The organism is Actinoplanes sp. NPDC023714, from assembly GCF_040639855.1.
In the GTDB taxonomy this organism is placed as follows: domain Bacteria; phylum Actinomycetota; class Actinomycetes; order Mycobacteriales; family Micromonosporaceae; genus Actinoplanes.
Genome location: NZ_JBFAAR010000005.1, coordinates 561,201 through 587,025, shown reverse-complemented (window position 1 = coordinate 587,025; position 25,825 = coordinate 561,201). Strand labels below are relative to the sequence as shown.

General features: G+C 70.8%; 22 protein-coding genes and 1 pseudogene. 13 read left to right on the top strand and 10 right to left on the bottom strand.

Features of this window, described 5'->3' with window-relative positions:
* Nucleotides 1-27 precede the first annotated feature (27 nt).
* Complete coding sequence (locus tag AB0G10_RS25435) at nucleotides 28-390, bottom strand: sterol carrier family protein (RefSeq protein ID WP_360926349.1); 363 nt, start codon at nucleotides 388-390, stop codon at nucleotides 28-30.
* Between the two features lie 314 nt (nucleotides 391-704).
* Here AB0G10_RS25435 and AB0G10_RS25430 point away from each other — a divergent pair, with 314 nt between their 5' ends.
* Nucleotides 705-2,243 carry a carboxypeptidase-like regulatory domain-containing protein gene (locus AB0G10_RS25430; RefSeq protein WP_360926346.1) on the top strand — a complete coding sequence of 513 codons (1,539 nt, stop codon included), beginning with the start codon at nucleotides 705-707 and terminating at the stop codon, nucleotides 2,241-2,243.
* A gap of 54 nt (nucleotides 2,244-2,297) precedes the next feature.
* Here AB0G10_RS25430 and purL read toward each other — a convergent pair whose 3' ends face one another.
* From purL to purS, 3 genes are read right to left on the bottom strand one after another with little or no spacing between them, the layout of a single operon-like run.
* A complete protein-coding gene (gene purL, locus AB0G10_RS25425) occupies nucleotides 2,298-4,739 on the bottom strand; it encodes a phosphoribosylformylglycinamidine synthase subunit PurL (protein WP_360926343.1) in 2,442 nt (813 codons plus the stop codon).
* Nucleotides 4,736-5,449 (bottom strand): phosphoribosylformylglycinamidine synthase subunit PurQ, encoded by a 714-nt coding sequence (gene purQ, locus AB0G10_RS25420; protein ID WP_360926496.1) that lies wholly within the window; start codon nucleotides 5,447-5,449, stop codon nucleotides 4,736-4,738. Before purQ ends, purL begins: the two co-directional genes overlap by 4 nt.
* The gene (gene purS / locus AB0G10_RS25415) at nucleotides 5,446-5,700 is read right to left on the bottom strand and encodes a phosphoribosylformylglycinamidine synthase subunit PurS (protein WP_127544662.1); all 255 of its coding nucleotides are present in this window, start codon (nucleotides 5,698-5,700) and stop codon (nucleotides 5,446-5,448) included. The genes purQ and purS overlap by 4 nt, the downstream gene beginning before the upstream one ends.
* 258 nt (nucleotides 5,701-5,958) lie before the next feature.
* Here purS and AB0G10_RS25410 point away from each other — a divergent pair, with 258 nt between their 5' ends.
* On the top strand, nucleotides 5,959-6,633 hold the full coding sequence (locus AB0G10_RS25410; RefSeq protein ID WP_360926339.1) for a trypsin-like serine protease: 675 nt from the start codon (nucleotides 5,959-5,961) through the stop codon (nucleotides 6,631-6,633).
* 102 nt (nucleotides 6,634-6,735) lie between these two features.
* Here AB0G10_RS25410 and purB read toward each other — a convergent pair whose 3' ends face one another.
* Entirely contained in the window at nucleotides 6,736-8,157 is a 1,422-nt protein-coding gene (purB, locus tag AB0G10_RS25405) for an adenylosuccinate lyase (RefSeq protein ID WP_360926336.1), read from the bottom strand.
* A 105-nt stretch (nucleotides 8,158-8,262) separates the two neighbouring features.
* Here purB and AB0G10_RS25400 point away from each other — a divergent pair, with 105 nt between their 5' ends.
* Nucleotides 8,263-8,715: an SCP2 sterol-binding domain-containing protein gene (locus AB0G10_RS25400; RefSeq protein ID WP_360926333.1), complete on the top strand. Its 453-nt coding sequence runs from the start codon at nucleotides 8,263-8,265 to the stop codon at nucleotides 8,713-8,715.
* Between the two features lie 60 nt (nucleotides 8,716-8,775).
* Here the strand turns inward: AB0G10_RS25400 and purD are convergent, their stop codons facing one another.
* Nucleotides 8,776-10,011 carry a phosphoribosylamine--glycine ligase gene (purD, locus tag AB0G10_RS25395; protein ID WP_360926330.1) on the bottom strand — a complete coding sequence of 412 codons (1,236 nt, stop codon included), beginning with the start codon at nucleotides 10,009-10,011 and terminating at the stop codon, nucleotides 8,776-8,778.
* A gap of 96 nt (nucleotides 10,012-10,107) precedes the next feature.
* On the opposite strand from purD, the gene AB0G10_RS25390 reads away from it, so the two are divergent.
* From AB0G10_RS25390 to AB0G10_RS25380, 3 genes and pseudogenes are all read left to right on the top strand, one after another.
* The gene (locus AB0G10_RS25390) at nucleotides 10,108-11,397 is read left to right on the top strand and encodes an adenylosuccinate synthase (protein WP_360926327.1); all 1,290 of its coding nucleotides are present in this window, start codon (nucleotides 10,108-10,110) and stop codon (nucleotides 11,395-11,397) included.
* Between the two features lie 5 nt (nucleotides 11,398-11,402).
* Nucleotides 11,403-12,377, top strand: coding sequence for a diacylglycerol kinase family protein (locus AB0G10_RS25385; RefSeq protein WP_360926324.1), 975 nt, complete (start codon nucleotides 11,403-11,405; stop codon nucleotides 12,375-12,377).
* Nucleotides 12,378-12,560: 183 nt separating this feature from the next.
* Nucleotides 12,561-13,487, top strand: a pseudogene (locus AB0G10_RS25380) (ParA family protein); the annotation flags it as partial.
* Between the two features lie 513 nt (nucleotides 13,488-14,000).
* On the opposite strand, the gene AB0G10_RS25375 reads toward AB0G10_RS25380, so the two are convergent.
* Together AB0G10_RS25375 and AB0G10_RS25370 are read right to left on the bottom strand one after the other, a co-directional pair.
* Nucleotides 14,001-14,423 (bottom strand): DUF3151 domain-containing protein, encoded by a 423-nt coding sequence (locus AB0G10_RS25375; protein WP_360926321.1) that lies wholly within the window; start codon nucleotides 14,421-14,423, stop codon nucleotides 14,001-14,003.
* A gap of 37 nt (nucleotides 14,424-14,460) precedes the next feature.
* Entirely contained in the window at nucleotides 14,461-15,453 is a 993-nt protein-coding gene (locus AB0G10_RS25370; protein WP_360926318.1) for an ADP-ribosylglycohydrolase family protein, read from the bottom strand.
* Nucleotides 15,454-15,488: 35 nt separating this feature from the next.
* Here AB0G10_RS25370 and AB0G10_RS25365 point away from each other — a divergent pair, with 35 nt between their 5' ends.
* Together AB0G10_RS25365 and AB0G10_RS25360 are read left to right on the top strand one after the other, a co-directional pair.
* Nucleotides 15,489-16,676, top strand: coding sequence for a hypothetical protein (locus tag AB0G10_RS25365; protein WP_360926315.1), 1,188 nt, complete (start codon nucleotides 15,489-15,491; stop codon nucleotides 16,674-16,676).
* Nucleotides 16,677-16,704: 28 nt separating this feature from the next.
* Nucleotides 16,705-16,968 (top strand): hypothetical protein, encoded by a 264-nt coding sequence (locus AB0G10_RS25360; RefSeq protein WP_360926313.1) that lies wholly within the window; start codon nucleotides 16,705-16,707, stop codon nucleotides 16,966-16,968.
* A gap of 291 nt (nucleotides 16,969-17,259) precedes the next feature.
* Here the strand turns inward: AB0G10_RS25360 and AB0G10_RS25355 are convergent, their stop codons facing one another.
* Together AB0G10_RS25355 and fbaA are read right to left on the bottom strand one after the other, a co-directional pair.
* Nucleotides 17,260-17,775, bottom strand: coding sequence for a hypothetical protein (locus AB0G10_RS25355; RefSeq protein ID WP_360926310.1), 516 nt, complete (start codon nucleotides 17,773-17,775; stop codon nucleotides 17,260-17,262).
* A gap of 109 nt (nucleotides 17,776-17,884) precedes the next feature.
* Nucleotides 17,885-18,910: a class II fructose-bisphosphate aldolase gene (gene fbaA / locus AB0G10_RS25350; protein ID WP_360926307.1), complete on the bottom strand. Its 1,026-nt coding sequence runs from the start codon at nucleotides 18,908-18,910 to the stop codon at nucleotides 17,885-17,887.
* A gap of 158 nt (nucleotides 18,911-19,068) precedes the next feature.
* On the opposite strand from fbaA, the gene AB0G10_RS25345 reads away from it, so the two are divergent.
* The 5 genes from AB0G10_RS25345 (at nucleotide 19,069) to AB0G10_RS25325 (ending at nucleotide 25,811) form a co-directional block, all read left to right on the top strand.
* Nucleotides 19,069-20,616, top strand: coding sequence for a hypothetical protein (locus AB0G10_RS25345; protein ID WP_360926305.1), 1,548 nt, complete (start codon nucleotides 19,069-19,071; stop codon nucleotides 20,614-20,616).
* A gap of 68 nt (nucleotides 20,617-20,684) precedes the next feature.
* Nucleotides 20,685-20,870 (top strand): hypothetical protein, encoded by a 186-nt coding sequence (locus AB0G10_RS25340; RefSeq protein WP_360926302.1) that lies wholly within the window; start codon nucleotides 20,685-20,687, stop codon nucleotides 20,868-20,870.
* A gap of 44 nt (nucleotides 20,871-20,914) precedes the next feature.
* Nucleotides 20,915-22,282 (top strand): 3' terminal RNA ribose 2'-O-methyltransferase Hen1, encoded by a 1,368-nt coding sequence (locus AB0G10_RS25335; protein WP_360926300.1) that lies wholly within the window; start codon nucleotides 20,915-20,917, stop codon nucleotides 22,280-22,282.
* On the top strand, nucleotides 22,279-24,777 hold the full coding sequence (locus AB0G10_RS25330; protein WP_360926297.1) for a polynucleotide kinase-phosphatase: 2,499 nt from the start codon (nucleotides 22,279-22,281) through the stop codon (nucleotides 24,775-24,777). The genes AB0G10_RS25335 and AB0G10_RS25330 overlap by 4 nt, the downstream gene beginning before the upstream one ends.
* A gap of 86 nt (nucleotides 24,778-24,863) precedes the next feature.
* Nucleotides 24,864-25,811 (top strand): DedA family protein, encoded by a 948-nt coding sequence (locus AB0G10_RS25325; protein ID WP_360926294.1) that lies wholly within the window; start codon nucleotides 24,864-24,866, stop codon nucleotides 25,809-25,811.
* The last annotated feature ends 14 nt before the right edge of the window (nucleotides 25,812-25,825 follow it).

The following is a 25,825-nucleotide window of genomic DNA, read 5'->3' as shown; positions in this document are numbered from 1 at the left end:
GCGAGGTCAAGGGGAGCGGCCCCTTGCTCATCGACCGGCCAGCGGCAGGTATTCGGAGAGGTCGGTGCGAATTCCGCTGGCCCGCAGACGGCCGTCGCGCACGGCGTCCGCCCACTCCAGGCGCCCCACGGCCAGGAGCAGGAAGGTCATCGGATCGGTTTCGACCACATTGGGCGGTGTGCCGCGCGTGTGGCGCGGGCCGGCGACGCACTGAATCGCACCGAAAGGTGGAATCCGCACCTCCACCGAACGGCCAGGCGCGCGTCGGGACAACTCGGTCAGCAGTGCTCGGACGGCATCGCGCAGCACGGGGCGCTCAAGCTCAGCGCCGCGGTCCAGCGCGTCCAGCGCCTGGTTCACCGACTCGGATTTATTGTGCGCAGGAGACACGTCGGGACAATACGACTCGGTTTGTAGACAACGGCACACTCCCCTGGGTCGCGAAAGTGACGTGCGACAAGGCATAGTGGCCGACGGTGTTCAAGTCGCGGGATCTGCCGGTCACCGAAACCGGGGACCGCGCGACCCGGAAGGTGGTGGATGTGACAACGCACCTACGCGCCAGGACGACCCAGGCCGGTGCGTTCCTGGCCCTGGTCGCAGGCCTCGTGGCCGGCGTGCAGACGGCTGCATTGGCAGCCCCACCGGACGTGCAGATCACAAACCTCTCACCGACTGAGGTGGCCCCGGGAAGTACTGTAACCATGCAGTACACCATCAGTAACCCCGGGGGCACCGATGGTGGTGAGGGAGAAGAGGGCGGCGGCAGCGAGCAGCAGGCCGGCACCGCCAACATCAAGGTCAGCGGCATGAGCTGCAACGGCGACTGCTCCTCGATCAAGCGGATCGAGGGCACCCAGACGTTCAACGCGACGCTCACCGCGCCGAACGTCGCCGCCGGCGAGACCAAGGACGTCTCGGTCCAGGTCACCGCGACGATCGGCGGCGAGACCGGCACCGCGAGCCAGACCATCACGGTCAAGGGCGCGGACAAGCCGACCACGGTCACCCGGGTCTCCGGCAAGATCAAGGATGCCGACGGCAAGAAGATCGCCGGTGTCTCGGTCGCCATGCAGGACGCGGCGAACCACTCCTACACCGCGAACACCAACAGCGACGGCAGCTACTCCTTCATCTCGTCGGACAGCAACCCGATCGAGGCCGGCAACATCACCGTCGGCGCGCTGAAGGAGGGCTACTCCGCCACCACGGTCACCGTGCAGGGCACCGCCGGCAAGTCGGTGAACGTGCCGATCACGCTGAAGAAGCTCGCCGTCGAGAGCCCCTCCCCGACCCCGGCCGCGAGCGTCTCGGCGAGCGCCGTGCCGACCGAGGAGGCGACCGACGAGGAGACCGAGGAGGCCGCGGACGAGACCCAGGCGCCGCTCGCGCAGGACCCGGTCTCGGACGACTCCGAGGGTGGCACCAACTGGCTGCTGATCATCATGGGCGTACTGCTGGTCGCCGCCGGCATCGGCGCGATCGTCCTGGTGATGATGCGCCGCAAGAACGCGGCCGCCGAGGAGGACGCCGCCGGTCTCGGCGCGGGTCCCGGCGGGCCGGGCGGCCAGCCGGGCGGGAACGCGTTCGACGCGACCCGGGTCGCCTCCCCGGTCGGCGCGGGCCGCGGCGCCGACGCCACGATGGTCGCCTCCCCGATGGGCGGCGGCATGGGTGGCGGCATCGGCGACGCGCCCACGATGGTGCACCGGCCGGTGGTCGAGGACGAGTTCCCCGACCCGTACGGCGCTCCGATGCCCCCGCAGGGCGGCTACAACGGCCAGTGGGGCAACGACCAGGGTGCCGGGCAGTACGGCCAGCAGCAGGGCGGCTACGCCGACCAGGGCTACGGTCAGCAGCAGCAGGGCGGGTACGGCCAGCAGGCGCCGCAGCAGCGGTACGACGAGCACACCAGCCTCTACCAGCCCGAGCAGCCGCAGCAGCGCTACGACGAGCACACCAACCTGTACCAGCCCGAGCAGGGCGGCGGCTACGGCGGCTATGACCAGCAGGGTGGCTACGGCGGCTACGACCAGCAGGGCTACGGTCAGCAGCAGGGCGGCTACGCCGACCAGGGCTACGGTCAGCAGCAGCAGGGCGGCTACGACCAGCAGGGGTACGGCCAGCAGCAGGGCTACGGCCAGCAGCAGCCGCCCCAGCAGCCGCGCAACGGCTACGACGACGACCCGGACGGCTACGGCAACTACGGCCAGCAGCGCCCGCCGCAGAACTGGAACGGCTGAGCGGACATACAAAAGGAGGGCCCCCTCGTGGGGGCCCTCCTTTTTCGTGCTCGATCAGCCGCGCGGGTCGGTCAGCTCCAGGGTCACCGAACGCTCCGCGCCGGACGCCTCGGCCGGGCCGCCGAAGAGCTTCTTCAGCGTCCCCGACCACGCCTCACGCGCCTCGGCGAGCGGGATCGTGAACTGGTCCTGCACCTCGAGCGCCTGCTCCTCGGTGGTCGTGCCGATCGCCGACACCGGCACGCCGAACTCGGCGGCCAGGGCCAGGAACGCCTTGTCGTGACCGCGCGGGACGGCGACCACGGCCCGGCCGGCCGACTCGCTGAACAGGTGGACGAACGCGGAGTTGCCGTCCTCGGGGAACGTCACCTTCGCGCCGACGTCGCGCCGCAGGCAGCTCTCCAGCAGCGCCTGCGCGAGGCCGCCGTCGGAGAGGTCGTGCGCCGCGCTGACCAGGCCGGCCTTCGAGGCCCGGCTCATCAGCCGGCCCAGCGCCTGCTCGGCCGCGAGGTCGACCTTCGGCGGCTTGCCGCCGAGGTGCCCGTGCGTCACCCAGGCCCACTCCGAGCCGGAGAGCTCGTTGCGGGTCTCGCCGAGCAGGTAGAGCAGGTCGCCACCGGCCTTCGCGGGCGGCGGGAAGCCCATCGGGACGCGGCGGGCCACGTCGTCGAAGATGCCCAGCACGCCGACCACCGGGGTGGGGTGGATCGCCGCGGCGCCGGTCTGGTTGTAGAAGCTGACGTTGCCGCCGGTCACCGGGGTGCCCAGCTGCAGGCAGCCGTCGGCGAGACCGCGGACGGCCTCGGCGAACTGCCACATGACGGCCGGGTCCTCGGGCGAGCCGAAGTTCAGGCAGTCGGTCACCGCGACCGGCTCGGCGCCGGTGACGGCGACGTTCCGGTACGCCTCGGCGAGCGCGAGACGGGCGCCCTCGTACGGGTCGAGCCGGGCGAACCGGCCGTTGCCGTCGACGGAGAGGGCGACACCGAGGCCGGTCTCCTCGTCGATCCGGAGCACGCCGGAGTCCTCCGGCTGCGCCAGCACGGTGTTGCCGAGGACGTAGCGGTCGTACTGCTCGGTCACCCAGGTCTTGTCGCAGAGGTTCGGCGACGCGGCCATCCGCAGCACGGTCTCGCGCAGCTCGTCACCGGTCGACGGCCGCGGCAGCGTCTCGGCCCGGTCGGCCTGGAGCAGGATCAGGTCGCCCGGCTCGCGCAGCGGGCGGGCGTAGACCGGCCCGTCGTCGGCGAGCGAGCCCGGGGGCACGTCCACCACGACGTGGTCGTTCCAGCTGATCACCAGGCGGCCCGGGGTGCCGTCGGCGCCGGCCGGGGTGACCTCGCCGATCGCGGTGGCCCAGACGCCCCACTTCTCGGCGACCTTGAGGACCGCGTCGAGGTTCTCCGGCGTGACGATCAGGAGCATGCGCTCCTGCGACTCGCTGGCGAGGATCTCGGTCGGCGACATCGAGGCCTCGCGGAGCGGGACCCGCTCCAGCCAGACCCGCATGCCGGTGCCGGCCGCCGCGGCGGTCTCGGTGAGCGCGCAGGTGAGGCCGGCGCCGCCGAGGTCCTGGATGCCGCTGACCAGGCCGGCGTCGTACAGCTCGAGGCAGCTCTCGATCAGGAGCTTCTCCATGAAGGGGTCGCCGACCTGCACCGACGGGCGGCGCTGCTCGGCCTCCTCGTCGAAGGTCGCCGAGGCCAGCACGGAGACGCCGCCGATGCCGTCCCGGCCGGTGCGCGCGCCGAGCAGCACGACGATGTTGCCGTCGCCGGTCGCTTCCTTCTTCTGGAGCCGCTCGACCGGCAGCACGCCGATGCTGAGCGCGTTGACCAGCGGGTTGCCCTGGTACGACGGGTCGAACACGATCTCGCCGCCGATGTTCGGCAGGCCGAGGCAGTTGCCGTACCCGCCGATGCCGGCCACCACGCCGGGCAGGACCCGGGCGGTGTCGGGGTGGTCGGCCGCGCCGAAGCGCAGCGGGTCCATCACCGCGATCGGACGGGCGCCCATCGCCAGGATGTCCCGGACGATGCCGCCGACGCCGGTCGCCGCGCCCTGGTAGGGCTCGACGTAGCTCGGGTGGTTGTGCGACTCGACCTTGAAGGTCACCGCGATCTTGTCGGAGATCTGCACCACACCGGCGTTCTCCCCGATGCCGGCCAGCATCCGGGTGTTCGCCGGCGCCTTCTCGCCGAACTGGCGCAGGTGCACCTTGCTCGACTTGTAGGAGCAGTGCTCGCTCCACATGATCGAGTACATCGCGAGCTCGGACGCGGTCGGCCGCCGGTCCAGGATCTGACGGATCCGCTCGTACTCGTCGTCCTTGAGGCCGAGCTCCGCGTGCGGCTGGAGCTCGTCCGGGCTGGCCAGCGCCTTCTCGACCGTGTCCGGTCCTTCGGCGAACTCGTTGACCAGCACGTCGGTCGCGGCGAAGCCGCTCTGCTTGGTCGGGGCCGCGTCGCTGGAGACAGTCTCCGGCTGCGTGGTCATCGCTGTTGTCCCCCTGCGAGCTGACCGTCCGCGGTCGCCCCCGCCAGGGCCCGCAGGACGGAGGTGAAGAAGCCGAGGCCGTCGAGCGACGGTCCGGTCAGCGCCTCCACGGCGTGTTCCGGGTGCGGCATGATGCCGACGACGTTGCCGGCCTCGTTGGTGATCCCGGCGATGTCGCGCTGCGAGCCGTTCGGGTTGCCGCGGACGTAGCGCGCGATCACCCGGCCCTCGCCCTCGAGCGAGTCCAGCGTCTTCTGGTCGGCGACGAAGCAGCCCTCGCCGTTCTTGACCGGGATGAGGATCTCCTGGCCGGGGGTGAAGCGGTTGGTCCAGGCGGTGTTCGTCGCCTCGACCTTCAGCCACTGGTCCCGGTTGCGGAAGTGCAGGTGCTGGTTCCGGGTCAGGGCGCCGGGCAGCAGGTGTGCCTCGCAGAGAACCTGGAAACCGTTGCAGATGCCCAGGACGGGCAGGCCGCCGCGGGCCGCGTCGATGATCGACTCCATGACCGGAGCGAATCGCGCGATGGCGCCGCAGCGCAGATAGTCGCCGTACGAGAAGCCGCCGGGCAGGACCACGGCGTCGACGCCGTGCAGGTCCGGGTCGCCGTGCCAGAGGCGGACGGCCTCGGCGCCGGCGAGACGGGCGGCGCGGGCTGCGTCCCCGTCGTCCAGCGAACCCGGGAATGTGACCACACCGATCCGCATGGTCAGGCGACCTCCGCCGCCGCGTCCTCGACCCGGATCTCGAAGTCTTCGATCACGGGGTTGGCGAGCAGCTTGTCGGCGATTTCACGAGCCCGATCGAGGTCGGGCTCACCGGCGAAGTCGATCTCGATTCGACGGCCGATACGGACGGAGGAGACATCGGTGACGCCGAGCCGGGGCAGCGCATTCGCCACTGCTTGACCCTGCGGGTCCAGGATCTCCGGCTTGAGCATGACGTCGACCACGACGCGAGCCACGGGCACTCCTGACTGATAGGTGTAAGCACGCGAAGCCTACCTGGTCAAGCTCGCACACGACCCACGGCCCGGTGTCGACCAGCCGACGTAACGGTCATTGAGCTGGGAATCTCCCATTGATCCCGAGGTCATCACACCGTGATAGGTGTCGATTGATTGGTATCGCCGCGGCCGTTCGTGCTCTAGGTTGCATCCATCGAATTCGATGCACTTCCGCGCGGCAACCGTCGACCCGATCCCCCAGGAAGGAATCTCGACGTGCGCATTCGACTCATGGCCGCACTCACCGGCCTCGCCGCAGCACTGGTCACCCCGGCCGCCGCCCAGGCGGACGACGTCACCCCCTACATCATCGGCGGCGGGACCGTCTCGTCCGCGCCATGGGCTGCCGCGGTCCTCAGCAACGGCAGCTTCACCTGCTCCGGGACGATCATCTCGGCGAACTACGTGCTCACCGCCCGGCACTGCATCAGCGGCACGATGTCGGTCCGGGTCGGGAGCGTGAACCGGACCAGCGGCGGGGTCACCCGTACCGTCAGCAGCACGTCGACCCGCTACGACCTGGCTCTCATGCGCCTGAGCAGCGCGGTGAGCACCACCTACATGCCGCTCTCCAGCTCGTACCCGCCGGTCGGGTCCACCAACTCGATCTACGGCTGGGGCATGACCTGCTACTCCGGCTGCTCGGCCTCCACGGTTCTCAAGACCGCGACGGTTCAGGTCACTTCGACCAACCAGACCGATGCGTACGGGGGCCGGGCCATCGGCAGCACCCGGATCAACGGAAACGCCTGGCGCGGCGACTCGGGCGGCCCCCAGGTCTACAACGGCGCCCAGGTCGGCGTGGCCTCGACCGCTGACGGCTCCAGCCGCCAGTACTACGGCAGCGTCGCCTACAACCGCGCGTGGATCACGTCAGTCGCCGGCGTCTAGATCCCGCGCCGCTCCCCCTTCCGTCGATCTTGTGAATCTCCGCGGCAACGGCGCTGCCGGAATTCACAAGACCGCGGGAGGGGGTGCGCGGTGGGCAGAAGGTCAGAGGATCGGCGCGGGGGCGTAGCCCGCGGCCGACGGGTTCTTCGCGACCACCTCGGCCACCCGGGCCGCGACGGCATGCACCTGCGCCGGAGCGGCTCCGACGAACGCCGCCCGGTCCGCCACCAGCGTGTCGATCTCGGCGCGGGTGAGCTGCAGCCGGCCGTCGTCGGCGAGCCGGTCGAACAGGTCGTTCACGGCCACGCCCTTCTCCCGCATGGCGAGGGCCACGCCGACCGCGTGCTCCTTGATCACCTCGTGCGCGACCTCCCGGCCGACGCCCTTGCGGACCGCCGCCACCAGGATCTTGGTGGTCGCCAGGAACGGCAGGAAGCGGTCCAGCTCCCGGGCGATCACCGCGGGGTACGCCCCGAACTCGTCGAGCACCGTGAGGAACGTCTGGAACAGGCCGTCGGTCGCGAAGAAGGCGTCCGGCAGCGCGACCCGGCGCACCACCGAGCAGGAGACGTCGCCCTCGTTCCACTGGTCGCCGGCGAGCTCGCCGACCATCGAGAGGTAGCCGCGGACGATCACGGCGAGGCCGTTGACCCGCTCCGACGAGCGGGTGTTCATCTTGTGCGGCATCGCCGAGGAGCCGACCTGGCCGGGCTTGAAGCCCTCGGTCACCAGCTCCTGGCCGACCATCAGCCGGATCGTGGTGGCCAGCGACGACGGGCCGGCGACGATCTGGGCCAGCGCCGAGACCACGTCGAAGTCGAGCGAGCGCGGGTAGACCTGGCCGACGCTGGACAGCACCCGGGCGAACCCGAGGTGGTCGGCGACGCGCCGCTCCAGGTCCTCCAGCGCCGAGGAGGAGCCGTCGAGCAGGTCGAGCTGGTCGGCCGCGGTGCCGACCGGGCCCTTGATGCCTCGGAGCGGGTAGCGCCCGATCAGGTCGTCGAGACGCTCGTACGCGATCAGCAGCTCCTCGGCCGCCGAGGCGAAGCGCTTGCCGAGCGTGGTGGCCTGCGCCGCCACGTTGTGCGAGCGGCCGGTCATCACCAGGTCGGAGTGCTCGACCGCGAGCGCGGCGAGCCGGGCGAGGGTGGCGACGACCCGGTCCCGGATCAGCTCGAGGGAGGCGCGGATCTGGAGCTGCTCGACGTTCTCGGTGAGGTCGCGGGAGGTCATCCCCTTGTGGATCTGCTCGAAGCCGGCGAGTTCGCTGAACTCCTCGATGCGCGCCTTCACGTCGTGCCGGGTGACCCGCTCGCGGGCCGCGATCGACTCCAGGCCGACCCGGTCGAGGACCGCTTCGTACGCCTCCACGGCGCCGTCGGGAACCGCCACGCCGAGGTCGCGCTGGGCCTTCAGGACGGCGAGCCAGAGCCGCCGCTCCATCCGGATCTTCTCCTCCGGGGACCAGAGGGCGACGAGGTCGGTGGAGGCGTAGCGGGCGGCAAGCACGTTCGGGATGGTCACGGGCCCGATTCTTCCATGACCCCCGAGTGGCACACTGCACAAGGACGAGCAGCCTCGCTAAGGTTACTGGCGAGTAGCTAGACGATCATTCCGAAAGGTCCACTGATGACTGATTTCAGCCCTGAAGCGCTCTCGTCGATTGGCCCCAAGGAGTTCAGCCAGCTCGTCAAGTCCACTCCGGACTCCAAGATCGCTGAAGTGATGTCCTCCGACCTGCGTACGAAGATCCTCGACGAGGTCTTCAACCGGATGCCCACGCTCTTCCGCGCCGACCGGGCCGGCAACACCCAGGCCGTCATCCACTGGATCATCACCGGCGGACCGGACGGCTCGAGCGACACCTACGAGACCGTGATCGAGAACGGCGCCTGCACCGTCACGAACCAGCCGGTCCGGGAGCCGAAGCTGGCCATGACCATGGACGCGGTCACGTTCCTGAAGACCGTCTCGGGCGACGGAAACCCGATGATGCTGTTCATGACCGGCAAGATCAAGGCGAAGGGCGACCTGTCGCTGGCCGCCAGCATCGCCAAGCTCTTCGACATCCCCAAGGGCTGACGCGCTGAAAAACCCCTCGCGATCCCGGTGAAGCGCACCAGGATCGCGAGGGGTTCGGCGTCAGATGCGGCCCTCCACCGCCTTCAGGGCGATGTCCTTGCGGAACTGGGCGCCGTCCAGGCGGATCCCGTCGACCAGGGCGTAGGCGGCCTCGCGCGCGCCGCGCAGGTCGTCGCCCACCGCCGTGACGCTGAGCACCCGGCCGCCGGCCGAGACCAGCGCGCCGTCGGCCCGCCGGGCCGTCCCGGCGTGGATCACGCCCGGCACCTCGGCGCCCTCGATCACGTCGCCGGTGCGCGGGACACCCGGGTAGTTGTGGCTCGCCACCACCACCGTGATCGCCGAGCCGTCCTTCCAAGCCAGCGGCGGGTGCTCGGCGAGCGTCCCGGTGGCCGCCGCGTTCAGCAGGCCGCCGAGCGGCGTGTCCAGCAGCGCCAGCACGACCTGGGTCTCCGGGTCGCCGAAGCGGGCGTTGAACTCGATCACCTTCGGGCCGTCCGGGGTGAGCGCGAGCCCGACGTAGAGCAGGCCGGAGAACGGCGTGCCCCGGCGGCGCATCTCGGCCAGGGTCGGCTCGACGGTCTCCCGGATCACCCGCTCGACCAGGTCGGCCGGCGCCCAGTCCAGTGGCGCGTATGCCCCCATGCCACCGGTGTTCGGTCCCTCGTCGCCGTCGGAGAGCCGCTTGAAGTCCTGGGCCGGCATGAGCGGCGCGACGGCGGTGCCGTCGGTGACCACGAAGAGCGAGACCTCGGGGCCGGGCAGGAACTCCTCGATGACGACCTCGCCGCACGCCTCGGCGTGGATCAGCGCCTCGTCGAGGTCGTTCGTGACGACCACGCCCTTGCCGGCGGCCAGGCCGTCGTTCTTCACGACGTAGGGCGCGCCGAGCTCGGTCAGCGCGGCCCGCACCGCCGCCATGTCGGAGCAGGCGAAGGACCGTGCGGTCGGCACGCCGGCGGCGGCCATCACCTCGTTCGCGAACGCCTTGGAGCCCTCCAGCCGCGCGGCGGCCGCGCTCGGGCCGAAGACGGCGACGCCCTTGGCGCGGACCGCGTCGGCGACGCCGGCCACCAGCGGCGCCTCGGGACCGATGACCACGAGGTCGGCGCTCAGCTCGACGGCGAGCGCCGCGACCGCGGCGGGATCGGTGGCTTTGACATCGTGCAGCTCGGCGACCTGGGCTATGCCCGGGTTGCCCGGCGCGGCGGCCAGGAAGTCGACGGACGGGTCGGCGGACAGCCCGACGGCAAGCGCGTGCTCGCGCCCACCGGAGCCGATCAGAAGTACGCGCACGACGTCCTATCTTACGTCGCGTAAACTTCGGCAGTACCCGGGCTCCTCCGAGGTACAACCTTGGGGCTAAGCCTCTTCGGGAAGGGCAACACTCAAGTGCCGGTGATCGTGTTGGTCGGCGCCCAGTGGGGCGACGAGGGCAAGGGCAAAGCCACGGACCTGCTGGGCGACCGGCTGGACTACGTGGTCAAGTTCAACGGTGGCAACAACGCGGGCCACACCGTCGTGATCGACGGCGAGAAGTACGCGCTCCACCTTCTGCCGAGCGGAATCCTCTCCCCCGGCGTCGTACCCGTGATCGGCAACGGCGTGGTCGTCGACCTCAACGTGCTGTTCCAGGAGATCGACGGCCTGGAGGCGCGCGGCATCGACACGTCCCGCCTGCGGATCAGCGCGAACGCGCACGTCATCGCGTCCTACAACCGGTCGCTCGACAAGGTCAGCGAGCGGTTCCTCGGCGCGCGGCGGATCGGCACGACCGGCCGGGGCATCGGCCCGACCTACGCCGACAAGATGAACCGGGTCGGCATCCGGGTCCAGGACCTCTTCGACGAGTCGATCCTGCGGCAGAAGGTGTCGGCCGCGCTGAACCTGAAGAACCAGGTCCTCTCGAAGATCTACAACCGCAGCGCCGTGAAGGCCGAGGACGTCGTCCAGGAGCTGCTCTCCTACGTCGACCGGCTCCGCCCGTACGTCGCGGACACCGCGCTCGAGCTGGCCCAGGGCATCGACGCCGGCAAGGTCGTGCTCTGCGAGGCGGGCCAGGCCACCCTGCTCGACGTCGACCACGGCACCTACCCGTTCGTGACCAGCTCGAACGCGACGGCCGGCGGCGCCTGCACCGGTTCCGGCATCCCGCCGACCCGGATCGACCGGGTGATCGCCGTGATGAAGGCGTTCACCACCCGCGTCGGCGAGGGCCCGTTCCCGACCGAGCTGCACGACGAGATCGGCGACTACCTGCGCAAGGTCGGCCACGAGTACGGGACGACCACCGGCCGCCCGCGCCGGATCGGCTGGCTCGACCTGGTGATCGGCCGCTACGCGCAGCGGATCAACGGCGTCACCGACTTCGCACTGACCAAGCTGGACAACTACGACGGCCTCGACGAGATCCCGGTCTGCGTGGCCTACGACGTCAACGGCGTCCGGCACGACGAGATGCCGGTCAACCAGACCGACTTCCACCACGCGAAGCCGATCCTCGAGACGCTCCCCGGCTGGAAGCAGGACATCTCCGGCTGCCGCACCTTCGACGAGCTGCCCAAGGAGGCGCAGGGCTTCGTCGAGTTCGTCGAGCAGCGGATCGGCGCGCGGATCTCGATCGTCGGCGTCGGCCCGGGCCGCGAGGCGGTCATCGAGCGGCACTCGGTCCTCGAGGCATAACCCTCATGTACGACGTGGTCCTTCTCAGCCTGGCCGAGGGGTCGGGTTCGGCCGACGCGTGCGGCGGCGGTTGCGGCGGTGGCGGCTGCGGGTCGCCGGCCGCGGAGGCCGCCGTCTGCGCGCCGCGCACCCCGGTGCTGGCCTGCGCCGACGCGCTGCGCAAGGCGGGCGCCCGGGTCGAGACGGTGATGGCCGCCTCGGACAAAGAGATCGACGCGGTCCTCGCACGGTTCGACGGCCCGGCGCGACCCGACGGGCTGACCTGGCCCGACCCGGACACCAGACTCCGACTGGTGGTGGCGACCGCCACCGACGGCCAGTTGCGCGCCGTCGTGCGCCGGCTGGTCCGGCGGTACGCCCCACCGCCCAGCAAGCGGCCCGCCGACCTCGACGACGTCCGCACCGTGCCGGACCTGCCGCCGCTGGCCATCCTCCCGCTCGACCGGGGCAACAAGGACGACCTCGCCGCGCAGCTCGGCCTTCCGCGTACGCCCGAGGAGGTGGCCGCGGCCGTGCTGACCGGCCCGGTCCGCCGGCTCGACCTGCTGCGCAACGACGGCGGCTCGGTCACCCTCGACGGCGCGCTGCTCGGCGGCGCCGACGACAACGGCCGGGCGGTGCCGTGGCGCGGCCGGGTCGAGGTCGACGACGCCCTGCTCACCGACGGCGAGGAGCCGGTGCTGGCCTGCGCTGTCGGCAACGCCGGCGGCTACGCGGAATTCGACGGCTTCCGGCTGCTGGCCGACGGCGACCCCACCGACGGGCGGGTCGAGGTCGCGGTGGCCGTGCCGATCGTGGTGAAGCAGCGGTTCCGGGGCACGAAGATTCGCATCGAGGTCCGGCGCGCTCGGGGACGGGCCGTCTCGGTCCTTCCCCGCGAGGGTGACCTGCAGTTCCTCGACGACGGCGTGGCGGGCTCGACGAGCCGCAAGCGTTCCTGGTGGACCGAGCCGGGCGCCTGGGCGGTGTACGCGGGCTGATCTCTGTGCGACGCTGGCGGGACATTTGGCTGGATGAATGTCTTTACGGAGGTCGCATCCGTGGCGGACGAACTCACCGAATCACGGGGGCCCTGGTCGCAGCCGTTGCAGCGGCCGGTGCCCCCACCGCCCCCACCCGCTGCTCTCGACGACGAGCCGGAGGAGGCGGAGAAGGACGAGTCGCCGACCGCTGACGAGTTCGCCCGCCGCCGCCTCGTGAAACCCGCGCAGCAGACCGCCACGATGGGCGCCCGGGCGCTGCTGCAACGAGGCACGCTCGGACTGGTGAAGCTGCCGCCCGGCAAGCGCGAGCTGGAATACCGGCAGGACGTCGAGACGGTCCGGCGCAACTTCGGCGGCCTGCGCCAGGTCACCGTCGTGAACCCGAAGGGCGGCGCCGGCAAGACGGTGGCGGTGCTGCTGCTCGCCATGACGTTCGGCCAGAAGCGCGGCGGTTACGTGCTGGCCTGGGACAACAACGAGACCCAGGGCACCCTCGGGATGCGCGCCCAGCAGGACTTCCACTCCCGCACGGTCCGCGACATGATGCGCGACCTGCACCTCTTCCACGGCGCGCAGGGGCGGGTCGGCGACCTCTCGCAGTACGTCCGCTCGCAGGGCGAGGGCATGTTCGACGTGCTCGCCTCGGACGAGTCGGCGACGGCCGGCGAGATGCTGACGGCCGGCGCGTTCGCCGAGATCCGCGACGTGGTGAGCCGCTTCTACAAGCTGATCTTCGTGGACACCGGGAACAACGTCCGCGCGGAGAACTGGCAGGCCGCCATGGACGCGACCGACCAGCTGGTGATCACGATGTCGGCCCGCAACGACTCGGCCGAGACGGCCGCCCGGATGCTCGACCACCTGGAGCAGAGCGGCCGGCGGCGGCTGGTCCGGGAGGCGATCACCGTGGTGACGATGCCGCCGACCCGCAAGGACATCGACCTGCCGGCGATCCAGCAGCACTTCTCGGCGCGGACCAGATCGGTGCTGCTGGCGCCCTACGAGAAGCTGATCGACTCGGGTGAGCCGCTGCGCTACAGCGCCCTCTCGGCGAACACCCGCGACGCCTGGCTCAAAATCGCCGCAGCCGTGGCCGAAGGCCTCTGACGACTGGCCGCCGCCCTCGGCACGGTCGCCACCCAGCCCCAGCGCCCCCACGCAACCCGAACTCCCCACGCACCCCAAGCCGCCGCCCAGCAGGCCCGGCGACGCCGCCGCCACCCGGCCAACTCCCCACGCACCGCGCACCCCCACCGCGCACCGCGCACCGCCACCGCGCACCGCGCACCGCCACCGCGCACCGCGCACCGCGCACCGCCACCGCGCTCCCCCACCGCGCACCGCGCACCCCCACCGCCGCGTACCGCGCACCCCCACCGCCGCGATCTTGTGACTTGGCGCAGGAACGGTCCTGCACCGAGTCACAAGATCGCGGAGCGAGGGGGATCTTGTGACTTGGCGCAGGAACGGCCCTGCGGAAAGTCACAAGATCGCGAAAAGCAGGGGGATCTTGTGACTTCGTGCAGGAACGGCCCCGCCGAAAGTCACAAGATCGCGGAAGGCAGAGCGGGCGGGCGGGCGGGCGGGCGGGCAGGGCGAGCGGGGCGGGCGGGCGGCAGATCAGGTCAGGGCGTCGGCCGCGGCCGGGTCGCTGTCGCGGAGGAACTGGGCGCACCGGGCCGCCTCGTCCGCCTCGCCGATCGCGGCCGCGGCCAGCGACAGCGAGTGCAGGCAGCGCAGGAAGCCCTGGTTGGCCTCGTGCGCCCAGGGCACCGGGCCGTGGCCCTTCCAGCCGTTGCGGCGCAGCGCGTCCAGGCCGCGGTGGTATCCGGTGCGGGCGTAGGCGTACGCGGTGACCGGCTCTCCGGCGTCGAGTGCGTCGGCGGCCAGCGGCGCCCAGACGGCGCTGTAGGAGGGGTACTTGGCGGCGACCGCCTTGTAGGCCTCTGCGGTGCCCGTCGTGGCGGCGTCGGCGAGGGCCTTGTCGGCTTCCGCGTCGGCGGGCAGACGGGTGGCCGGCGGCTCGGGAAGGAGGTTCTGCATGACCTCATTCAACCCGTCCGGCCGTGGTTCATTCCGCTCAGTCCCAGGCTTTTCCGAGACGGAACAGCCGATCGGCGTACTCGATCTGGGTCTGCCACTCGGCCGGCCACGCACCCAGGCCGAGCGATGCGCCCGCGAACGCGCCCGCCAGGCAGGCGATCGAGTCGGAGTCGCCGGACGAGGCCGCGCCCCGGCCGACGACCGCGACCGGGTCGTCCGGGGAGATCAGATAGACGTAGAGCGCGGTGGCGAGCGCCTCCTCGGCGATCCACCCGGCGCCGGTCGCGAGGCACGGGTCGCCGTCGTGCTTCCCGGCCGCGAACGCCGCCTCCACCCGCTCCAGCGCCGCGGCGCACTCGTCCCACCCGCGCGCGATGAACTCCTCCGGCGACGTCACGGTGGGTTGCTGCCACAGTTCGGCGAGCCAGTCCCCGCGATAGATCGTGCGCTGCTCGACGCAGCGCTCCCGCAGCGCCTCCAGCAGGCGATCCGGCGCCATGCCGTTTTTCAGCCACCAGCATGCGTACGCCGTGAGCTCACTGGCGGCCAGACCGGTGGGGTGACCGTGGGTGAGCGCGGCCTGGAGTTGGGCGGCGCCCGCCCGCTGGTCGTCGCTCAGCCCCGGGATCAGGCCGATCGGGGTGACCCGCATGTTCGCCCCGCACCCTTTCGACCCGGTCTGGGTGGCCTGTGTCCAGGGCCGGCCGTCGGAGAGCGCGGCACAGGCCCGCAGGCAGGTCATGCCGGGCGCGCGGTCGTTCTCCGGGCTGGCCGCCCACTCCAGGAAACGGCGCCGCAGCACCGGCTCGAACGTCTCCGGGGTGATCTCGCCGTGCAGTTCCAGCAGCGTCTCGCCGACTGCGAGCGCCATCTGGGTGTCGTCGGTGACCAGGGCCGGCTCGCCCTCCAGCCGCTGCGGGCCGGCCGGGCCGTAGCGCGCGACGATCTCCTCGTAGTCCCGGAACTCGGTGGGCTTGCCGAGTGAATCGCCGTAGGCCAGACCGAAGAGGGAACCCGAGGCAGCACGCATGGGACAACTCTAGGTAGTCCGTCAATATGGAGCACATGCCCGATCCGTTACAGCCTGTCCTGGGCGGCGACGAGCCATTCGACGCGACCGAGTCCGAGGTCGAGTCCCGCGCCGAACTGGACGCCCTGCTCGCCAAGCGCACCCTCGCCGGCCTGGTCGTCCTCGGTCTGCGCCTGGACCGTGACCCGCCCGACCTCACCGGCGTCGACGTGCACGACACGCTCTTCGTCGGCTGCGAGTTCAGCGGGCCGGACGTCGAGACCGACCTGATCCGCCGGGGCGCGCACGTGGTGCCGCCCCTCGACGGCCTGCCGTACCCGACGCACCCGGCCGTGCTCTACACGCCGGAGGACCTGGCGGAGGGGTTCGCCGAGGGCGGTTTCGCCGGGATGTACGACACGGTCGTCTACGACCACTTCACGGCGCACGGCGGCGCCGTCCCGACCATCCGCGAGGCGCTCGCCCAGCGGCTGCACGACGCCGGCATCGACAACGCGCTCGGCAAGTCGCTCGCGGCCTGGGCCGCCGTGCACGGCCACGAGGGCGCGGTCGGGATCATGGGCGGCCACGCGGCGCTGCGCGGCTCCGACGCCTACCGGATGGCGGCCTCCCTGGCACAGCGGCTGGCCGCGTCCGGTCGCCTCATCGTGACCGGCGGCGGACCCGGCGTCATGGAGGCGGCGAACCTCGGCGGCTACTTCGCGTCGCGTACCCGAGAAGATCTCTCCGCCGCAATCGACGCCCTGGCGGCGGCGCCGCACTTCCTGGACCACGATCCCTACACCGCGGCCGCCCTGGCCGTGCGCGCCGACTATCCGCTGCCCGCCCTCGACGCCGCCGGACGCCTCCGGCACGGCGGTCTCGCGCTGCCCACGTGGCTCTACGGGCACGAGCCCGCGAACCTCTTCGCCGGGCAGATCGGCAAATACTTCTCGAACGCCGTCCGCGAGGACTCGATCCTGCGCCTGGCCCGTGGCGGCATCGTCTTCGCGCCCGGCTGGGCCGGCACCGTCCAGGAGATCTTCCAGGCCGCCACGAAGACGTTCTACGCCACCGACGGCCCGTCCGGCGCCTACGTCTTCCTCGGCGTCGAGCACTGGACGGCCCTGCCGGTGACCGAGCTGCTACGCCCTCTGCTGGCCCGCTCCCCGCACGGCGACCAGTCCCATCTGATCGTGGTCACCGACTCCCTCGACGAGGCGATGGAGGCCCTGGTCGGGTGAGGTGGCGGGGGTGCCGCACACTGCGGTCATGACGAGCTTCGTGGTGGTGTTCATCGCAGTGGTGGCACTGGTCTTCTTCGCGGTCATGGCGTTTGTCGCGGTCCTCGTCTTCCGGGCGGCCAGGCGGGGCCGCGACCACGGCCCGATCAACCGTTCCCGCGGTCGTGGTCGTGGTCGTTCCTCGTCGAGTTCCCACTACGCCAGTTCGGACTCGGGTGGCGGCGGCTGGGATTGGGGCTCGTCCGACTCGGGCGGCGGCGGTGGAGACGGCGGCGGTGGCGGCGGCGACTAGGGCAGACAGCAGTCGCACCCGCGTGTTGAGTTAGGGCGCGATCCGAACCCGAACTCAACACACACACCGGTTCCCCGCCTTGCGTGTTGAGTTGAGGCGCGCATCGGATTCCAACTCAACACACACACCCGCTCTCCACCCCGCGTGTTGAGTTGGGGCGCGGATCGGACCCGAACTCAACACACTCACCGGTTCCCCACTCCGCGTGTTGAGTTGAGGCGCGGATCGGACCTCAACTCAACACGCGACAGGGCTGCGGGCGGCGGGGCAAGCGGCGGGCGGCGGGCGGCGTCAGGCGACGTGGACGCGGCGCCAGTGCACCGGCGGCAGTTCCGACTCCGGCACATCGGTGAGGCCGTTCTCATCCATGGCGTTGTAGATCGCCAACCGAGCGCCCTCGAACAGGAACTCGACCGCATGCAGGACGCGAGGCCGCCAATCCACCGACGTGGTCCGCTCGATGACGTTGACCGCCCGAAGTGGACGACCGCGAGCATGACGCAGGGCGGCGTGCGGATCGGCGCGCCAGTCGAAGTGCTCGTACCAGTCGATCGGCCGGTTCATGTCGATCTGGTCCCAGGTGATGGCGCACTCGTCGAACTTACGGTGAGTGATCTCGACGTGACTGAGTCCGAAGTCGAGGATGATCGGGCCGTCGGCGAACCAGCCGCGCTGGGCGACGTCCCACATGAGCCAGCTGGAACGGAGCTTACGCCCGATGAGCCGCACGAACATGTGTCGATGTGTCGCGGCGAGGGCTTCGGCATCGTGATGCCACTCGGGTTTCCAGCCCTCGATGCCGAGCACGACCACCGTCCCTTGATCAAGACGTTCGATCGTACCCATGTCGCTGTGTAACCCTGCAAGACGACAGCGGCCGGTCCCCGCGAAGGGGACCGGCCGCTGACCGAACGAATTACTTCGCGAGGGTGGTTCCGGACGAGCGGAGGTGCTCGCAGGCCTCGACGACGCGCTTCGCGAGACCGTTCTCGGCCAGCTTGCCCCAGGCGCGCGGGTCGTACGCCTTCTTGTTGCCGACCTCGCCGTCCACCTTCAGCACACCGTCGTAGTTGTGCATGATGTGGTCGACGACCGGGCGGGTGAACGCGTACTGCGTGTCGGTGTCGATGTTCATCTTCACCACGCCGTAGTCCAGCGCGCCGTGGATCTCGGAGAGCAGCGAGCCCGAGCCACCGTGGAAGACCAGGTCGAGCGGCTTCTCCTTGCCGTACTTCGCGCCGATCGCGTCCTGGATCTCCTTGAGGATCTCCGGGCGGAGCTTGACGTTGCCCGGCTTGTAGACGCCGTGCACGTTGCCGAAGGTGAGGGCCGTCAGGTAGCGGCCCTTCTCGCCCAGGCCGAGCGCGGCGGCGGTGGCGAGACCGTCCTCGACGGTCGAGTACAGCTTGTCGTCGATCGCGGCGGAGACGCCGTCCTCCTCGCCACCGACGACGCCGACCTCGATCTCGAGGATGATCTTCGCAGCGGCGGACGCGGCGAGCAGCTCCTCGGCGATCTGCAGGTTCTCGTCCAGCGGCACGGCCGAGCCGTCCCACATGTGCGACTGGAAGAGCGGGGCGAGGCCCTTGCTGACGCGCTCCTGGGAGATCGCGATCAGCGGGCGGACGTAGGAGTCCAGCTTGTTCTTCGGGCAGTGGTCGGTGTGCAGCGCGATGTTGACCGGGTAGTTCTTGGCGACCTCGGTCGCGTACTCGGCCAGCGCGACCGCGCCCGTGATCATGTTCTTGATCGTCGGGCCGGACGCGTACTCGGCACCACCGGTGGAGATCTGGACGATGCCGTCGCTGCCGGCCTCGGCGAAGCCCTGGAGGGCCGCGTTGAGCGTCTGCGAGGACGTCACGTTGATCGCCGGGTAGGCGAACGCGCCGGCCTTGGCGCGATCGATCATCTCGGCGTAGACCTCGGGGGAAGCGATAGGCATCAGGCGCTCCTTGCTCTTTGGAACGGGAAGCAGAGGGCAGGACCGCGCTGTCCTCCAGCAGGCAGTATTCCGCAGTCGCAGTGCGTAGCGGAAATCACCCCGAAACTCGGACTCCGAACCCGGCACATCCGGCGTAGAAGACAAATAACCTTCAGGTCATGTCCGCGTTTACCGGGCGGATCGTGACCATCGCGTCCGCGGTCCTGCTCGCTGTCGGTGTTTGTCCGTTCCCGGCGACCGCAGCCCCCGAGAAGCCCACCGTCACCGCCCGCTTCCAGCAGCTCACGCTCGCGCCGGGAGGCGAGGGCCGGGAGGCCCTGCTCTGGGCGTCGATCGACGACGGCGGCACGCCCGGCTACAGCACGATCGACTACGTCGTCGACTACTCGGACATCGCCGCGTTCACCGAGATCGAGCTGACCGAGGCGTACGAGAACATCGCGCTCGGCAGCACGCCACTGAGCAGCCGGTCGATCGCGAGCCCGGAGCCGTCGCAGGACGGCTGCCGGGTCAGCGGCATGACGTTCGTCTGCACCGTCGCGGCGTTCACCGGGGTGGCCCAGCCGTTCGTGGGCCTCGGCTCCTTCGGCATCCGGCCCAGGACCGACGCGGCGGCGGGCACCTCCGGCACGGTCACGGTGACCGCTTCGATCGGTGACGGTCCGAAGATCAAGAGCGAGTCGAGCGTACGGATCGGCGAAGGCGTGAACCTGACGGCGGAGGAGATCGACCCGCTCGACGCCGCGGCCGGTGAGTCCACGCCGGTGCAGTCCCGGGTCCGCAACGCCGGGACCACGGTGGCCGACGGCCTGCTGCTCTACCTGGGCGCGGACCGGGGCCTGCTGACCGGGACGAAGCACCGGAACTGCCGGTACGGCAAGGTGGTGCTCTGCACCTTCGACAGCACCGTGGAGCCGGGCGCGACCTACGAGCTCGCCGAGCCCTTCGAGATCCGCCCGCCGGAGGACGCGATCGACGGCAGCGTCCTGGAGACCGAGGTCACCTGGACGACCGTGACCGAGTGGGAGGACCTGACCGCGTCCTGGCCGGCCGAGCTGATCGACGGGGTCTTCGGGGCGGGTGAGGCCGGCGACGGCGGCGACCTGGAGCTCACCGAGGTCGCCTCGGCCGCGGCGGCGCCGCAGGTGGAGACCGACTACAGCGACAACGACGTGAACCTGACCGCGACCGTGACCGGCGGCGCGACCGCCGACCTCGCCGCGATCGGCGCGACCGTCGAGGCGAAGCCGGAGAGCACCGTGCCGGTCCGGGTCGGGCTGGTCAACAACGGTCCCGGGCGGCTCTACCCCGATCTGTTCGACAACAACAACGTGCTGGTCGACATCGTGTTGCCGCCGCACACCCACCTGGACTGGACGGACGCCTACTGCGACGCCTGGGACGACGAGCAGCGGTTCGGCTGCGTCGCGGAGAAGGCCCTCGAGCCGGGCGACCGCGAGCACTTCGACCTCGAGGTGCGCGTCGCGAAGAAGCCCGGGAAGGCCGGCTCGATCGCGGTGCGGGAGCTGGCCGGCAGCGGCGAGAGCGGCAACGACACCGCCCCGATCACGATCACCGTGGCCGGTGGGGAGGCCAGTCTGCCGATCACCGGGCCGGCCGGGATGCTCGCCCTCGGCACGTTCCTGCTGGCAGCGGGCGGGCTCGGGCGCTACCTCGCCCGGCGCCGGCCGACATCGGATCGGTGACGCCGGTTTGTGCGGCATCTTCGACGGGGAAGCCGCACCATGGAGGCGACGGACGAGGGGAGCCGATCATGACGCGCCCGATGGACCAGATCGACGTGGAGACGCCCGAGGTGGACGCGGCCGAGCAGGCGGTGGCCGCCGTCCCGAGCTGGCAGGACGACGAGGGGGACGACACTCCCGCGGTCGGCGAGGCCAACGAGTGGGACGCCCAGGAGCAGGGCCGGGTCGTCGCCTACGACGACGATTACCGCTGAACAATTCGATCGCCTGGGACGACACCCGCTGACACGATCAACGGGTGCTGCTCACCCTGACGACCACTCACCGGCCCGCGACCGACCTCGGCTACCTGCTGGTCAAGCACCCCGCGAAGGTGCACACCTTCGACGTGCCCACCGGTACGGCGTACGTCATGTACCCGGAGGCGACCGAGGACAGGTGCACCGCGGCGCTGATGCTGGACGTCGACCCGCAGCGGTTGCGGGCCCAGCGGGACGCGTTCGAGCTGAGCCAGTACGTCAACGACCGCCCGTACGCCGCCTCCAGCCTGCTGGCGAGCGCACTGGCGAAGGTGTTCCGCAGCGCCCTCCGCGGTGCTTCGAAGGACCGTCCGGATTTGGCCGCCGTACCCATCCCGCTCGAAATCCACGTCCCGGTGCTGCGCGGAACCGTGGAGCTGGTGAACCGGCTCTTCGGCCCGCTCGGCTGGGACGTCACCGCCACCCGGATCCCGCTGGAACCGGAGATCGGTGGCGACAGCCGCTACGTGGACCTGCGCCTCACCGGTGAGCTGCGGGTCGCCGACGCGCTCAACCACCTCTACGTCCTGCTGCCCGTGCTCGACGACGGCAAGCACTACTGGGTCGCGCCGGACGAGATCGAGAAGCTGCTGCGGTCCGGTGAGGGCTGGCTCGCCGGTCACCCGGAGAAGGTGCTGATCGCCCGCCGCTACCTGGCGCACCGCAAGTCGTACGCGACCACCGCGCTGCAGATCCTGGCGGAGGACGAGGCGCCGGCCACCGAGGAGGAGGCCGAGCTTCCGGTGCCGCGTCGTGCGCCGCTCGCCGAGCAGCGCCGGGACGCCGTCCTGGCCGCGCTCGAGGAGACCGGCGCCGGCCGCGTCCTGGACCTGGGCTGTGGCGGCGGCGCGCTGCTCACCGCGCTGATGAAGCAGCGGTCGTTCACCGAGATCGTCGGCGCCGACGTCTCCAGCCGGGCGCTGGAGATCGCCGCCCGCCGGCTGCGCATCGACCGCCTTCCGGACCGGCAGCGGGACCGGATCCGGCTGATCCAGACCGCGCTCACCTACCGTGACGACCGGCTGCGCGGCTTCGACGCGGCGGTGCTCATGGAGGTGATCGAGCACGTCGACCTGGCGCGGCTGCCCGCGCTCGAGATGGCCGTCTTCGGTCACGCCCGGCCCGGCGCGGTCGTGGTGACGACGCCGAACGCCGAGTACAACGTGCACTACGAAGGCCTCACCGGCATGCGCCACTCGGACCACCGCTTCGAGTGGACCCGCGCCGAGTTCGCCGCGTGGGCCGAGCGGGTCGCCGCCGAGCACGGCTACACGGTCACCATCCGGGGCGTCGGCGAGGAGCACGAGGCGACCGGCGCGCCGACCCAGCTCGCCCTGTTCACGATCGACGAAAAGAACGAAGCATGATCCTCGACGTACCCGAGCTCTCCCTTGTCGCACTGGTGGGCATCTCCGGTTCCGGCAAGTCGACGTTCGCCCGCACCCACTTCACGCCGACCCAGGTGCTCTCCTCGGACTTCTTCCGGGGTCTGGTCGCCGACGACGAGAACGACCAGTCGGCCTCCGGCGACGCCTTCGACGTGCTGCACTACGTGGCCGCCAAGCGCCTCGCCGCCGGCCGGCTCACCGTCGTGGACGCCACCAACCTGCAGACGCACGCCCGGGCCGGCCTCGTGAAGGTCGCCCGCGAGCACGACGTGCTGCCGGTCGCGATCGTCCTGGACGTACCCGAGTCGCTCGCCTGGGAGCGCACGGAGAGCCGCGAGGACCGCACGTTCGACCGTCGCGTCCTCACCCGGATGAGCCGTGACCTGCGGCGTTCCCTCTCCCAGCTGAGCCGGGAGGGGTTCCGCAAGATCCACGTGCTGCGCGGCGTGGACGAGATCGCCGCCGCCGAGATCCGGTACGAGAAGCTCTTCAACGACCGCCGCGACGAGCATGGGCCGTTCGACATCGTCGGCGACGTGCACGGCTGCCGCGCCGAGCTGGAGCTGCTGCTCGGCAAGCTGGGCTGGGACCTGGTCCGCGACGAGCGAGGCCGCCCGGTCGACGCCGTGCACCCGGAGCCGGGACGCAAGGCCGTCTTCGTCGGCGACCTGGTCGACCGCGGGCCGGACTCGCCGGGCGTGCTGCGCCTGGTCATGGGCATGGTGGCGGCCGGCCACGCGATCTGCGTGCCGGGGAACCACGAGCAGAAGCTGGCCCGCAAGCTGAACGGCCGCAACGTGCAGCTCACCCACGGCCTCCCGGAGACCCTGGAGCAGCTCGCCGCCGAGCCGGACGAGTTCGTGGCCGAGGCGAAGACCTTCATCGAGGGCCTGGTCAGCCACTACGTGCTCGACGACGGCAAGCTCGTGGTCGCGCACGCCGGCCTCAAGGAGGCGTACCACGGGCGGGCGTCCGGCCGGGTGCGCAGCTTCGCGCTCTACGGCGAGACCACCGGCGAGACCGACGAGTACGGCCTGCCGGTCCGCTACCCGTGGGCGAAGGACTACCGCGGTTCGGCGGCGGTCGTCTACGGCCACGTGCCGACGCCCGTGCCGGAGTGGATCAACAACACGATCTGCCTGGACACCGGCTGCGTCTTCGGTGGCGCGCTCACCGCCCTGCGCTGGCCCTCCCGCGAGCTGGTCGCCGTGCCGGCGGAGAAGGAGCACTACGCGCCGCTCCGTCCCCTGGTCGCTACCGCGACCAAACCCGATGGTGGTCTGGATATCGCGGACGTGACCGGCCGTCGTCACATCGATTACGGGTACGGGCGGACGACCGTCCCCGCCGAGAACGCGGCCGCCGCCCTGGAGGTGATGGGACGGTGGGCCGTCGACCCGGAGACGCTGGTCTGGCTGCCGCCCACCATGGCGCCGTGCTCCAGCTCGACCGTCGACGGCTACCTCGAACACCCGTCGTCGGCCTTCGCGGACCTGCGGGCGGCCGGCGTGACCCGGGTCGTCTGCGAGGAGAAGCACATGGGCTCGCGGGCGGTCGTGCGCGTCTCGGCGTCCGGCGGCGGCGACGCGATCTGGACCCGTACCGGCCGGCCGTTCTTCGGGCCGGAGCTGGACGAGCCTCTGCTCGCCCGGGTCCGGGCGGCCGCCGCGCCGCTCTTCGAGGAGCTCGGCACCGATTGGCTGCTGCTCGACGCCGAACTGCTGCCGTGGTCGGCGAAGGCCGGCTCGCTGATCCGGGACCACTACGCCGGGGTGGGTGCGGCCGGCCGGTCCGCTCTGCCCGTCGCGCTGTCCGTTCTCGATCAGGTGGCGGGCCGCGGTCTCGACGTGTCGGCCCTGCGCGACCGGCTCGAGCTGCGGTCGGCGGAGATCGACGGGTACTCGGCCGCCTACCGGGCGTACGTGAAGCCCACCGACGGCCTGGCCGGGGTCACCCTCGCCGTGTTCGCGGTCCTCGCAGGCGACGGTTCCACGTACAAGAGCAAGGACCATGACTGGCACCTCGCGCACGCGGACCGCCTGGTCGCGGCAGACCCGGACCTCTTCGTCGCCACCCGGCGGATGAACGTCGATCTGGGCGACCCGGCGGCGGAAGCCGCGGCGACCGACTGGTGGCTCTCGCTGACCGCGGCGGGCGGCGAGGGAATGGTGGTGAAGCCCTGGGCCGGGCTCGGCGCGACCGACGCCGGCGGACGACTCGTGCAGCCGGGCGTGAAGTGCCGCGGCCGGGAGTACCTGAGGATCATTTACGGTCCCGAGTACACCCGCCCGGAACAGCTCGAGCGGCTCCGCGGGCGCAACCTCGGCCGAAAGCGGGCGCTCGCGCTGCGCGAGCACGGCCTCGGTCTGGCGGCGCTGGACCGGCTCGCCGAGGGGGCCGCGGCATGGCGGGTGCACGAGCTGGTCTTCGCCATCCTGGCCGCCGAATCCGAGCCGGTCGACCCGAGGTTGTGACCACACAGGTAGTTCTCGGGGAGTAAATGCTATCCACAGGATTCATACAGGGACCGGTCTTGTAAGGGCCGGTACCCTGGCTCCTCGTGGACATCCATGCGCTCACCGAGCAGCTCGCTCTGAACCCGATGGACCCGAAGGATCTGCTCTCCGCCTTCGGTGTGCCCGGCGTTCTGGCCATCCTCTTCGCGGAGACCGGCCTTCTCGTCGGCTTCTTCTTCCCGGGTGACTCCCTGCTGTTCCTGGCGGGTGTCGCGGCCTCCTCGGTGGCCGATTCGATCTTCGGTGCGGGCAGCAAGCTGTCGATCACCGCCCTGCTGATCGGCGCGCCGATCTGTGCCATCGCGGGCGCCCAGTTCGGGCACTGGCTCGGCGCCCGCTACGGGCGTCGGATGTTCGACAAGCCCGACTCGAAGCTCTTCAAGAAGGAGTACGTCGAGAAGGCGGAGTACTACTTCGAGAAGTTCGGCCCGGCCAAGGCCGTGGTGCTCGCCCGGTTCATCCCGATCGTCCGGACCTTCCTGAACCCGGTCGCCGGCACCCTCGGCATGCCCGCCAAGCAGTTCTTCGTCTGGAACGTGGTCGGCGCGATCCTCTGGACCGACGGCATCATCCTGATCGGCTACCTGCTGGCCCAGCAGATCTACGACGCCATCGGCGACAAGATCGACCACTACATCCTGCCGGTCGTCGTGCTGATCGTCCTGATCTCGGTGCTGCCGATCCTCATCGAGATCATCCGCGAGCGGAAGCACAAGAAGAACGCTCCCGCCGACGGCCCGGGCGTGGCCGAGGCGTTCGGCGTGGTCGCGGCGGCCACCGTGGTCGGTGCGGCGGACGCGGCCCACGACGAGATCCACCACCACCAGCACCAGCCTTCGGGTGGCCTCTACGGTCAGCCGCAGCAGCGGCCGGCGGACAGGTATGACGAGCCGACCCAGTTCGGTGGTGGGCTGCAGCAGCAATACCCGCCCCAGCCCGGCATCTACGGGCGGCCTCAGCAGCAGCCGGACGACCAGAGCCAGCCGCGCTGATCTCATAGGAAAAC

Coding starts and splice junctions, on each gene's coding strand:
- AB0G10_RS25430 (WP_360926346.1), top strand. CDS start 705: ATGCAGTACACCATCAGTAACCCCGGGGGCACCGATGGTGGTGAGGGA.
- purL (WP_360926343.1), bottom strand. CDS start 4,739: ATGACCACGCAGCCGGAGACTGTCTCCAGCGACGCGGCCCCGACCAAG.
- AB0G10_RS25400 (WP_360926333.1), top strand. CDS start 8,263: ATGACTGATTTCAGCCCTGAAGCGCTCTCGTCGATTGGCCCCAAGGAG.
- AB0G10_RS25385 (WP_360926324.1), top strand. CDS start 11,403: ATGTACGACGTGGTCCTTCTCAGCCTGGCCGAGGGGTCGGGTTCGGCC.
- AB0G10_RS25375 (WP_360926321.1), bottom strand. CDS start 14,423: ATGCAGAACCTCCTTCCCGAGCCGCCGGCCACCCGTCTGCCCGCCGAC.
- AB0G10_RS25370 (WP_360926318.1), bottom strand. CDS start 15,453: ATGCGTGCTGCCTCGGGTTCCCTCTTCGGTCTGGCCTACGGCGATTCA.
- AB0G10_RS25365 (WP_360926315.1), top strand. CDS start 15,489: ATGCCCGATCCGTTACAGCCTGTCCTGGGCGGCGACGAGCCATTCGAC.
- AB0G10_RS25360 (WP_360926313.1), top strand. CDS start 16,705: ATGACGAGCTTCGTGGTGGTGTTCATCGCAGTGGTGGCACTGGTCTTC.
- fbaA (WP_360926307.1), bottom strand. CDS start 18,910: ATGCCTATCGCTTCCCCCGAGGTCTACGCCGAGATGATCGATCGCGCC.
- AB0G10_RS25345 (WP_360926305.1), top strand. CDS start 19,069: ATGTCCGCGTTTACCGGGCGGATCGTGACCATCGCGTCCGCGGTCCTG.
- AB0G10_RS25340 (WP_360926302.1), top strand. CDS start 20,685: ATGACGCGCCCGATGGACCAGATCGACGTGGAGACGCCCGAGGTGGAC.
- AB0G10_RS25330 (WP_360926297.1), top strand. CDS start 22,279: ATGATCCTCGACGTACCCGAGCTCTCCCTTGTCGCACTGGTGGGCATC.